This is a genomic window from Bacillus sp. R45 (genome assembly GCF_021729365.1).
In the GTDB taxonomy this organism is placed as follows: Bacteria; Bacillota; Bacilli; order Bacillales; family Bacillaceae; genus Bacillus; species Bacillus velezensis.
Window position 1 is genome coordinate 1,699,667 of record NZ_CP091421.1, and the last position, 13,426, is coordinate 1,713,092.

A 13,426-nucleotide genomic window follows, 5' to 3' on the forward strand; every position below is an offset into this window, starting at 1 on the left:
CGTGAAGAACTTCAATAAGCAAATCACTTTATCGCTGAAAAATCCGTTTATTTTACATCATGACGTTTACGGACAAAAAGTCCTTCCGGGATTGGCTTATATTGATATGTTTTATCAGATTTTTAAAGAGCGCGGCTATTCATACGACGGGCTACAGCTGCGCCATTTATCCATATATCAGCCGCTTATCGCGAAAGAAGACAGCGCCGTCAAGCTTACGGTTGAATGTACAAAGGTAAAAGAAGGGCGCTGGAAACTTACCGCAAAAGGGGCTGAGGTCAGCGGCGGACGAGTCCAGCCGGAAGAACGTATTTACGTCAAAGCGGAAATGCACGAGACGGCACCCGCAGTTTTCAGTGACACGCTTGATCTTGACTCTGTCAAACGCGAGGCGGAACGCACCATCGATTTAAATGAGCTGTATGCCCAATGCAGAAGCCAGGAATTGGTTCACAGCGGATATATGAAAGCGGAAGGAGAAGTGTTTGAGGAGCGGGACGGCGTCACCTTTGATGTATCGCTCGGAAAAGACGCGATGGGACAGGCCGAAGGGTTTTTGTTCCATCCGACTCTTCTTGACGGAAGCGGCGTCGGCGCAAACCTATTGATCTCCTCGCTGTTAAATGGGGAAAAGAGGCTGTTTCTGCCTCTTTTCTACGAATCTTTTACAGCTTCCGAACCTTTGCAGGCCGGCTGCATCACGAGAATCAAACGTTCGTCGCTTCGGCAGGAAAAAGAGCTCATTTACATTACACTGGAGTTTTTTAACACATCCGGCCGAAAAGTAGCCGAGCTGAAAGATTTCACAAGCAAGCTCGTGCGGGATGCCGAGCTGATCAATACAGACCGAAAGACTGCTGAGAAGTCTCCTGAAAAATCCGGTTTACCGGAAGTTGCGGCATCGCTTGAAGGCGGACACCCGCATGAGGAAGCAGAACGGTATGTCATGAATCTGATGGCTGAAAAAATCGGCAAGCCGCTTGAACAGATTGATTCTCAAGTCGGCTACTATGAAATGGGGCTGACATCGTCCGGACTGCTTGACGTCGTCGAAACGATCAGCGAAAAAATCGGCGAAACCCTTTCTCCGACTTTGCTGTTTGAATATACGACGGCATCAGAGCTGGCGGCTTTCCTGACAGAGCAGTACGGAAGCCATTTCAGCGCGTCTCCTGCAAAAATAGAGAAGCAGGTTGAGAAGCAAACAGAAAGAAGACGGAAAAGCAGTGTTCCGCAAGATGAAGATATCGCGATTATCGGCATGGCCGGCCGCTATCCGCAGGCCGAAAATATTCATGAATTCTGGGAAAACCTGAAAGAAGGAAAAAACTGTGTCACCGAAATTCCGGAGTCTCGCTGGGACTGGCGCCGGTTTGAAAATGTAAAGTCGCCTTCCGGAAAGAGCATTTCAAAATGGGGCGGATTCATTGATGATCCGGATTGCTTTGATCCCCAATTTTTCCGGATTACGCCGCGGGAAGCTGAAACAATGGACCCTCAGGAACGGCTGTTTTTACAAACATGCTGGGAAACGATTGAGGATGCCGGATATACGCCGAAGTCGCTCGCAGAGGCGCGCGGACGGAATAAGAGACAGCGCGTCGGCGTCTTCGCAGGGGTGATGCATAAGGATTATACGTTGGTCGGGGCGGAAGCTTCTTCTGAAGATCATGTATTCCCGCTTTCTCTTAATTATGCGCAAATCGCAAACAGAGTTTCATATTTTTGCAATTTTCACGGGCCGAGCATGGCGGTCGATACGGTCTGTTCATCTTCGCTGACTGCGGTTCACCTTGCTGCGGAAAGCATTCGGCGCGGGGAATGTGAATCGGCGGTTGCCGGAGGGGTCAACTTGTCGCTGCATCCGAATAAATATCTGACATACGGTTTATGGGACATGTTTTCAACAGACGGGGTTTGTCATACATTCGGGAAAGACGGAGACGGCTATGTACCGGCTGAAGGAATCGGTGCCGTTTTATTAAAACCGCTGCGAGAGGCGGTAAAAGACGGAGACCGGATTTATGCGGTGATAAAGGGCAGTGCCGTCAACCACGTGGGGACGGTGAGCGGAATTTCCGTGCCGAGTCCTGTCGCGCAGGCCGATTTGATTGAAGAATGCCTGGACAAAGCGGGCATCGATCCGCGCACGGTCAGTTATATTGAGGCGCACGGGACGGGAACTTCTCTCGGCGATCCGATTGAGGTTCAAGGCCTTGTCAAGGCGTTCCGCCAGTACACACAGGACAAACAGTTCTGTTCGATCGGATCAGTGAAGTCCAACATCGGCCATGCGGAATCGGCGGCGGGCATCAGCGGCTTAAGCAAAGTTGCCCTGCAGCTTCACCATAAAACTTTGGTGCCGTCTCTTCATTCCGAGGAGCTGAATCCGTATTTAGATTTTGAACAATCACCGTTTTACGTCCAACATCATACCGAAGCATGGCAGCAGCCATCAGTGACGGAAAACGGAAACGAGACCGTATATCCCCGGCGTGCGGGCATCAGTTCTTTCGGGGCGACAGGTTCAAACGTGCATCTCATTCTGGAGGAATTTATCCCTGAAGAATCACAGAGAACAGCGTATGAACCGGCAGAAGAACAGACTTTCATTTTCCCGGTTTCCGCCCGGAATGAAGAACGGCTAAAAGAGTATGTTGCGAAGCTGTCTTCATTTATTTATCCCGGCCTGCCGCTTGAGGATGCGGCGTATACACTTCAGATCGGCCGTGAACAGATGGAGGAGCGGGTTGCGTTCACCGCTCAGAATATGACACAGCTCAAAGAGCGGCTGGAAGGCTTTCTGGCGGGTAAAACGGTCAGCGGATGCTGGCGGAACCGAGCCGATAAAAGCAATCAGGCAGAGCTTGCTCCGGACTTGATACATAAATGGCTTTCTTCCGGGAGTCTGGAGATGATTGCCGAAAAGTGGACCGGCGGAGGAACGATGGATTGGAATCTCTTGTACGGTGAAAACAAACCGAATCGGATCAGCCTGCCGACATATCCGTTTGAAAAAATCCGGTATTGGGTGCCGAAGGCGGAGAAAAGAGAATCGCTGCCGCAAAAAAGGGCAGGCATGCTGCATCCGCTCCTTCATGAAAATGTATCAAACATGTCAGGTGTTCGTTTCCGGTCCTCTTTTAGCGGCGGAGAATTTTTCCTGAAAGATCACGTCGTCAAAAACGAGCGGACGTTACCGGGCGCGGCTTATCTGGAAATGGTCCGGGCGGCCGTTGAACACGCGGCAGAAACGAAGGAAGAAGGAACAGTCCGTCTGAAAAACGTCGTATGGATACGTCCGTTTACAGCGGCGGATGAATCCGCAGAACTGTATCTCCGTCTTTATGATGAAGAAAATGGGGAGATGGGCTTCACGGTTTACGGTGAATCGGCTTCCTCGGAACAAGAGCCCGTTCTCTATGCGCAAGGAAGCGCGGCGTTTGTCCGAGGGGGCGAACCGGCCAAAATCGAGATTGACAAATTAAGAGAGTCACGCCGTCTGATCACACCTGACGCTTGCTATCAGGCATACAAACAGATGGGGATTGAATACGGGGATGCTCACAAAGCGGTCACGGAAATCTATGCAAAAGACAGCAAAGTGCTCGCGAAGCTCTCACTCCCGTCATCTATTTCTCATACAAAAGATCAGTTTGTCCTCCATCCGAGCCTTTTGGATGCGGCTTTCCACGCGACAATCGGGTTAATGCTTGACAGAGACGGGACTGACATAAGGCCGATGCTGCCGTTTGCTCTCGAACAGATTGATGTGTTGAAAAGCTGTAAAAGCGATATGTGGGTTTCCATTGCGTACAGCGGCGAAAGCAAGCCAGAAGATGCCGTGCAGAAGCTGGATATTGATGTATGTGACGAACAAGGCAATGTATGTGTGAAAATGACTGGTTATTCCGCACGGGAAATTGAAACGGATAAAACAGATACACTATTTTTTGAACACGTATGGGAAGAGAAGGCCGCTGTACATGAAAAAGCGCCGACTCATTTCAAAGCCCGTCACGTGATGATATCAGACCGGTTTACGGATCAAATGAACAGCATACAGACAGACTTCAGCTGTCACGTGCTCCGTGATCAGCATAAGAGTGAAGACGAACGGTTTGAAGCTTGTGCGCTTCAGGCGTTCGAAGAAGTGAAGAAAATTCTCGCTTCAAATTCCGGCGGGCGCGAGCTCATTCAGATTGTCGTGCCTCAAGAAGCGGATACGCAGCTCCTTTGCGGCTTAACGGGGCTTTTGAAAACAGCGGCGCTTGAAAACCCGAACCTGACCGGCCAGCTGATTGAATTGGAGCCGGACGTCAAGGCAGACACGCTGTCCCGATATGTAAAAGAATGCAGCGCTCATCCTGATGACAAACATATTCGCTATGAAAACGGCAAGCGCTATACGGCACAATGGCAGGAAACAGGGCTTGAACAGTTCGGCGCCGAAAAGCCGTGGAAGGATAAAGGTGTTTATCTGATCACAGGCGGCGCGGGCGGACTCGGATTTTTATTCGCCAAAGAAATCGCCCGGCATGCAAAAGACGCCGTGCTTATTTTAACGGGGCGTTCTCTGTTGGATAACCGTAAAAAAGACCAGCTTCAAGAACTGTCCGATCTCGGCGCGGAAGCCGTGTACAAACAAACGGACATAACGGAAAAACAAGAAGTTCAATCGCTCACAGCGGACATCTGCCGGCAGTACGGCGGATTAAACGGTATCATACACAGCGCGGGAACGATAAAAGACAACTATATTCTGAAAAAGCACAAAGGTGAAATCCGTGATGTGCTGGCGCCGAAAGTCTCCGGACTGGTTCATCTTGATGAAGCGGCAAAGGACATTGAGCTTGATTTTCTGATTCTTTTCTCTTCCGGAGCCGGAAGCGCCGGAAGCGCGGGCCAGGCTGATTATGCGATGGCCAATGCGTTTATGAACGCCTTCAGTGAAAAAAGAAACCGTAAAAAAGCCCGAAATGAACGCTATGGACACACCCTTTCAATCTGCTGGCCGCTTTGGAAAGACGGCGGCATGACGGTTGACGCTGAAACGGAAGCGATGCTGACAAAAGAAAGCGGCATGGTCCCTATGAAAACAGAAAACGGCATCCATGCTTTGTACCGCGGGTGGGCGGCAAACACATCCCAAATCATGGTGACGGAAGGCTACGCCGCAAAAATCCGGGCGTTTCTGAAAAAATCAGCGGATGATCAGCCGGATAAGGGCAGCGAAACGGAAGAACCGGCAGGTCTTACGGCAGGCGGAGAGAACATGCTTGCAGAAAAAACGGAGCATTTCTTGAAACATGTGCTTTCGGAAGTAACCAAACTTCCTGTCGGCAAAATTGACGCCAAGGCGCCTATGGAAGATTACGGAATTGATTCGATTATGATTATGCATTTGACGGGCCGGCTGGAAAAGAGCTTCGGTTCATTGTCAAAAACATTGTTTTTCGAATATCAGAATATCGAATCGCTGGCGCAGTATTTTATGAAAGCACACCGGGACACGCTGCTGGAAGTGACCGGGCTGAAAACAGAAGAAACCTCTGCAGCCAAACCGCTGTCTGAGAAAGCCGAAATAAAGCCCGTTTCCAAACGGAATGAAGGCAAAAAAGGCTTTGCGCAAGTCCGCACAGACACGCGGAAAAATCCAGTGACGGAGCGTGAAGATATCGCGATTATCGGTATATCAGGACGATATCCGCAAGCCGAAAATCTTCAGGAATTTTGGAAGAACTTGAGTGAAGGCACTGACTGCATAACTGAAATTCCAAACGATCGCTGGGATCACAGTCTTTATTACGACGCTGATAAAGATAAAGAAGGCAAGACGTACGGAAAATGGGGAGGATTTTTGAAAGACGTGGACAAATTTGATCCGCAATTCTTCTCTATTTCGCCTCGGGATGCAAAATTGATGGACCCGCAGGAGCGGTTATTCCTGCAATGTGTCTACGAAACGATGGAAGATGCCGGTTACACGCGCAAAAAGCTCACGGAAAAATCGGGTGATTTGCTTGGCGCCAATGTCGGTGTTTACGTAGGCGTCATGTATGAGGAATATCAGCTTTACGGAGCCGAAGAACAGGCGCGCGGAAAATCGCTTGCGCTGACCGGAAATCCGTCATCAATTGCGAACAGGGCTTCCTATGTATTCGGTTTTAACGGTCCGAGCATGGCGCTGGATACGATGTGCTCTTCTTCTTTAACAGCCATTCATCTGGCATGCCAAAGCTTGCGGAACGGGGAATGCGAGACAGCATTTGCCGGGGGCGTCAATGTATCTGTTCATCCGAATAAATATTTGATGCTCGGCCAGAACAGATTTTTATCAAGCAAAGGCAGATGTGAAAGTTTCGGTGAAGGCGGGGACGGTTATGTGCCCGGTGAAGGAGTGGGAGCGGTACTCCTTAAGCCGCTTTCTAAAGCGAAAGCGGACGGTGATCATATTTACGGCCTGATCAAAGGAACGGCCGTAAACCATGATGGAAAAACAAACGGGTATTCCGTACCGAATCCGAACGCCCAAGCCGCGGTGATCAAACAGGCGTTAAAAGACGCGGGAACCGATCCGAGGGCGGTCAGCTACATCGAAGCCCACGGCACCGGGACTTCACTCGGTGATCCGATTGAAATCACGGGTCTGACAAAAGCCTTTTCAGAACAAACACAAGATAAACAGTTTTGTGCCATCGGCTCAGCAAAATCCAATATCGGTCACTGTGAAAGCGCGGCGGGCATCGCGGGTCTGACGAAGGTGCTCCTGCAAATGAAACATAAGAAACTCGCACCGTCACTGCATTCCCGGACGCTTAACCCGAATATTGATTTTCTCGCTACGCCGTTCAAAGTGCAGCAGACGCTTGAAGAGTGGAAAAGACCGGTCATAAATGAAAACGGAATAAATAAAGAACTGCCGAGAACCGCGGGGCTTTCCTCATTCGGAGCCGGGGGCGTCAACGCTCATATCGTCATCGAAGAATATACCGCTGATGAGGATAAGGAGACGGCTTTTGCCGCACCTCATCCGTCGATGATCGTCCTTTCCGCGAAAAATGAACAACGGCTTCAAAAACGGGCGGAACGTCTTCTTGATGCGCTGCGGAGCGGGCGTTACCGGGAAGCGGATCTGAGCCGGATCGCATATACGCTTCAAATCGGACGTGAACCGATGGAAGAGCGTCTCGGAATGATTGTCAGCAATTTGCGCGAGCTTGAAGAAAAGCTTGACGAATTTACGGGCGGCAAGGAGTCAATTGACCGGCTCTACCGCGGACAAGTCAAACAGAATAAAGACACGATGGCGCTGTTTGCGGCTGATGAGGACATGGAAAAAACCATTGAGGCATGGCTTGAAAAAGGCAAAGCCGCAAAGGTATTAGAGCTTTGGGTGAAGGGCCTTCCGCTGAATTGGGATAAGCTGTATCAAATGGGCAGACCGCAAAAAATCAGTCTCCCGGCCTACCCGTTTGCAAAAGACCGTTATTGGATCGACACATCAGCTGATGCAGCTGTCAAAAGACCGGCCGAAACACAGTCTGCGCCGATCGCACCGGCGGCCGTCCCGGAACCGGTCATTGAAGTAGCAACTCTTCACGAGGAGACTGCCAAAGAAAAACCGTCAAACATTTCATTGCAGCCTTTGAGCGGCGCGAAACCGAAAAGAACCGTACAGTCTGCTTCCCGTCCGGCGGTATCCGCTGAAAAAGTAAGTGCCGAATTAACGGAAAGGTTGGCGGACGTTTTATATATGGATGCCGACGATATCGACGCAGATGACACATTTATTGATATCGGCATGGATTCAATCACAGGTCTTGAATGGATAAAGGCCGTTAATAAAGCGTACGGCACGTCCCTTACGGTGACGAAAGTATATGATTATCCGACAATCCGCCAGTTTGCGGCCTTCTTGCAAAAAGAACTCGGGACAGAACCGATCCTTGAGGAAGCAGCCGAACCGCAGAAAACAGAGGCCGTAAAAAAACCGTCAAACATACTGCTGCAGCCTTTAAACGCTCATAAGCAGCATGTGATACAAGCAGAAGCGGATATTCTGGAGGCGATGTCTGAAACGGCAGCTTCCGCCGAACCGGAAGAACCGATTGAAGCGGTGCATGACGAGTTATCAAAAGCACTGGCTGATGTATTGTACATGGAGCGGCATGAAGTGGATATTGATGAGGCCTTTATTGACCTCGGTATGGATTCGATTACCGGTCTTGAATGGATAAAGGCCGTCAATAAACGGTACGGCACGGACTGTAACGTAACGAAAGTGTATGATTATCCGACAATCCGTCAATTTGCCGATTTTCTGCGTACGCAGCCGTCCGTCCGCGGCAGAAAAAAACAGGCGGTTCCCGTACGTCCAAAGCCGCTTACACAGCAAGCCGCCCCGCAGGAGAAAACACCTGCCGAGCCGGAGAGATTAACGGTTCAAAAGGAACCTGAACCGGTGCAGGCCAAACGGGAGCCTAAAGACGAGATAGCGGACGCGATAGCCATCGTCGGCATGTCGGGCAAGTACCCGGATGCGCCGGACCTAAAGGCATATTGGGACAACTTAGCCCATGCGAAAAACGCTATCCGCGACATCCCGCTTTCCCGCTGGGATGTAAACAAATACTATGATCCGGCCTTAAACAAGAAGGGCAAAGTATACTGCAGATCAATCGGTATGCTTGACGGCATTGAAGAGTTTGATCCGCTGTTCTTTAATATTTCTCCGTCTGAAGCGGAACTTATGGACCCGCAGCACCGGATATTTTTACAGGAAGGTTTTAAAGCCTTTGAAGATGCGGGTTACAGCTCAAAAGAATTAAACGGAAAAAATTGCGGCGTTTATTTGGGGATTATGAACAATGAATACGGAATGATGTTAAACAAACATCAGACAGGAGGAAGCGCGACGGGCAACAGTTTCAGCATCGCGGCGGCCCGCCTGCCTTATTATCTCAATTTGAAAGGGCCGGCCATTCCGATCGATACGGCATGCTCTTCATCTCTCGTCGGGACTCATTTGGCGCGTCAGGCGCTGTTGAATCATGAAATTGACATGGCCCTTGTCGGCGGCGTCACCTTGTATTTAACGCCTGAATCATACATCAGCATGTGTGAAGCCGGAATGCTGTCTCCTGACGGCCAATGTAAAGCATTTGATAACAGTGCGAACGGATTTGTGCCTGGCGAAGGCGCGGGGGCGCTCGTTTTGAAGAGGCTGAAAGATGCGGAAGCCGATCAAGACCATATTTACGGAGTCATTATCGGATCTGGAATTAACCAAGACGGAAAAACCAACGGCATTACCGCACCAAGCGCGAAAAGCCAAATGGATTTAGAGCGTCAAGTGTATGAAGCGCACAACATCCACCCTGAGAGCATCACCTATGCGGAAATGCACGGCACCGGCACAAAGCAGGGGGATCCGATTGAATTAGAAGCCTTATCTTCTGTATTCAAGGAAAAAACGGACCGCAAACAATTTTGCGCCATCGGTTCGGTAAAATCGAATATCGGGCATACGTCGGCGGCGGCAGGTGTAGCAAGCGTCCAGAAGGTTCTGCTGTCGATGAAGCACCAGCAGCTTGTGCCGACCCTTCATTTCAGCACGCCGAATGAACATTTTGATTTCGATGACTCGCCTTTATTTGTCAATACCGAACTTAAACCTTGGGAAACAGGCGGAGCACCGCGGCGGGCCTGCGTCAGCTCATTCGGCTACAGCGGCACAAACGCTCATCTCGTTATCGAAGAGTATCAGCCGAAAGACCGGGGAAGCCGCAAGTCTGATGAGACAAACATTTTTGTGCTGTCGGCGAAAAAAGCGCCGCAGGTAAAAACCTATGCTGAGTCTGTGATCGAATTTGCAAAAGCCAATCAGAATATCAATCTTTCGGATATGGCATACACGCTTCAGACCGGGCGTGATGCGATGGATTACCGTCTTGCGGTTACAGCCGGTTCGAGAGAAGAACTGATCAGCCGTTTAACCGATTTTGTAAACGGAAATACGGGTGAAGGGATATATGAAGCCCACATCAAAACGGCAAAAAAAGAAATCAAAGCATTTGAAACGGACGATGATCTGAAGCAGCTTGTCAGGTCGTGGTTCGATAAGAAAAAATACGTCAAAATAGCGGAATTGTGGGCCAAAGGGCTTCAGATGGCCTGGGACAGACTCTATCAAGGCGAAAAACCCCGCAGAATCAGTCTGCCGGCTTACCCGTTTGCGAAGGAGCCGTACTGGCTGCCTGAACCAAAAGCCGTACCGCAGGAAACAGAAGACCGGCGCGAGGCTGTGCTTTTAGAAAAGCAATGGGTTCCGTGTGAGATCGATTCGGCCGGTGAGAAAAGCGGCAGGACGGTCATGATTCTGGCTGATGCAAGAACAGCGGAACTTGCCGAAGAGACTGCGAAGCATTTCGCTGACTCGTTCATTCTCCCGGCCGCTGACGCTGACACTGCAGCTAGCGATTGGAATCACATAGATGGCGTAATCGATCTGACGGGATGCGGAGACGAAGACCCTTCACTGGAAGGGATCAGCCGGCTCCAGACTCTGATTGATACAAGCCGCCGGCAAGCGCGGCCGCTGACGTTGCTATATGTAACAAAAGGCTTGGAGCCATTTCAGCAGAAAACGATTCATCTTGCAGGAGCGGCAAAAAGCGGCCTGTACAGAATGCTTCAAAATGAGTATCAAAACGTGACGTCCAGACACATGGATGCCGATACAGATACGGATCAGCAGACGCTTGCCAAACAGATTGCAGATGAATTTTCGGCGGACAGCACAGAACCGGAAGTCTGCCGCCGAAACGGACAAAGATACCGTGCTTTGTTCAGCGAGATTCCAAGCGGGAAGCGAGCAGAACATAAGCCAGCACCGTTTCCTGAAGACCATGTGCTTTTCATTACCGGAGGGACGAGGGGACTGGGTCTCTTATGCGCCCGCCATTTCACAGAAAAACACGGCGTGAAAAAAGTAGTGCTGACAGGCAGAGAACCGATTCCTCCCCGTCATAAACGGTCAGCCGTTAATACGAGGCTGAGAGAGAAGATACGGGCGATTGAAGAGCTTGAAGCAAAAGGAGTGCAAGTGGCGGTGATCAGTCTGAAATTGTCTGATCATGATGCGGCGGCAGCGGAAATTGAAACGATCCGGCGCACGATGGGACCGATCGGCGGCGTCATTCACTGTGCGGGATCGGTTAATTCAGTAAATCCGGCGTTTATCAGAAAGACTGCCGACGACATACAAGAAGTGCTTGAACCGAAAGTCGCCGGGCTTCAAACATTAAGCAGCCTTTTCACAAATGATCCTTTGCAATTTTTTGTCTTATTTTCTTCAGTATCTGCAGTCGTTCCGGCGCTCGCGGCGGGACAGTCGGATTATGCGATGGCAAATGCGTACATGGATTATTTCGCGGCGGCTCATCAGCATCAATATCCGTTAGTCAGCATTCAATGGCCGAACTGGAAGGAAACCGGATTGGGTGAAGTCCGCACAGAAAACCTGAAGCAGACCGGGCTGCTGGGACTGTCCAACGCGGAAGGACTTGACTTGCTGGACCGCATTTTATCTGAAAACATCCGCCCGTCCGTTCTGCCGGCTATCGTTGATCGGAGCGAATGGCATCCCGACAGGCTGCTCTGTCAAGAGAAAAAACAAAAAGAGTCTGAAGCCGTAATAAACGGCAAAGCCGCGGACAAACAATCAGACAGAGAACTGCTTCTTGATACGAAGGCGTGGCTTGTGAAATTGTTTTCCGATGAGCTGAAAATCGCTCCGGATGAACTGGAAACAGACGAACCGTTTCAGGATTACGGGGTTGATTCGATCATTTTAGCGCAGCTTTTACAGCAAATGAATCAAGCGCTCAAAGAGGATTTAGATCCGTCTGTTTTATATGAACATCCGACGATTGACGCGTTTGCCGAATGGCTTGTATCCAATGGGCAGCCGCTGCTTGCAGAAAGGGAGGAACCTGATACGGAAATCTTGGTTCCGGCTGCCGTACAAACGGTTCACACTGAGCAAAAGCGTGCTGCCGTAACTGAAGACATTGCCGTCGTCGGAATGAGCTGCCGTTTTCCGGGAGCGGAATCGTTAGAACAATATTGGGACTTGCTGAGAAGCGGCAGGTCCGCAATCGGCTCCGTCCCGGCGGAACGTTTCGGATATGCAAATCAATATGTTGCGGGATTGATTGACAATATGGATCACTTTGATTCCGAATTCTTTTTCATTCCGGAAAACGACGCGAAAGCGATGGACCCTCAGGCGTTGGCGGTGCTGGAAGAGAGCTTGAAACTTTGGTGCCATGCCGGCTATACCCGTGAAGAAATCAAGGGCATAGAAGCCGGTGTGTATATCGGAGGCCGCAGCCAGCATCAGCCTGATCCTGAAAGTCTTGCGAATACCCGCAACCCGATTGTTGCGGGCGGGCAGAATTATTTAGCGGCAAACGTTTCGCAATTTTTTGATCTGCGCGGGCCGAGTATCGTGCTTGATACGGCTTGTTCATCAGCTTTGACAGGAATGAACATGGCCGTTCAGGCACTGAGAAGCGGCGATATCAAAGCGGCGGTAGTTGGCGGCGTCAGCCTGCTGAACACAGATGCGGCGCACCGGATGTTCCAAGAGCGCGGGCTGTTAAACGAGAAACCGGCATTTCACGTATTTGACAAGCGTTCAGGCGGAGTGGTCCTCGGTGAAGGCGTCGGCATGGCTCTGTTAAAAACAGTAAGCCAGGCGCAAAAAGACGGCGACACGATACACGCAGTCATTAAGGCTGCCGCCATGAACAATGACGGCAGAACGGCAGGCCCGTCAGCCCCGAATATGCAGGCGCAAAAAGACGTTATGCAAAGCGCGCTTTTCAAAAGCGGCAAAAAGCCGGAAGACATCAGTTATATCGAAGCAAACGGATCGGGTTCCGCGGTGACTGATTTGCTTGAGCTGAAGGCGATTCATTCCGTATACCGCTCAGGTCAGCATGTTCCGCTCGGCATCGGGTCAATCAAGCCGAACATCGGGCATCCGCTTTGCGCAGAAGGCATCGCAAGCTTCATTAAAGTCGTATTAATGCTGAAGCATAAACAAACGGTTCCGTTTCTCTCAGGAGACGAACCGATGCCGCATTTTGATATAACAAAGACAGATTTTCACTTTCATAAAACAGCCGGCGAATGGGATGCAGCCAGACCGTCAGCAGCCATCAACTGCTTTGCCGACGGCGGAACGAACGCCCACGTCATTCTGGAAGCTTGGGAAGAAAAAGATACCCGAATGAAAAGAAAGCCGCTGCCGGTACCGTCATTAAGACGTAAGGCTCTGGTAAAAGAACCTGACGTACGAGCGGAGAAACAAGAGCTTCCTGCGAAAAAAATGTTTTGGAAAGCATTTAAATAAGAG

Annotated in this window: 1 protein-coding gene; it reads left to right on the forward strand. The window is 50.4% G+C overall.

Annotation, left to right across the window (positions count from 1 at the left end):
- The first annotated feature begins 1 nt into the window (after position 1).
- Positions 2–13,423: a type I polyketide synthase gene (locus L3V45_RS08490; protein ID WP_272904913.1), complete on the forward strand. Its 13,422-nt coding sequence runs from the start codon at positions 2–4 to the stop codon at positions 13,421–13,423.
- The last annotated feature ends 3 nt before the right edge of the window (positions 13,424–13,426 follow it).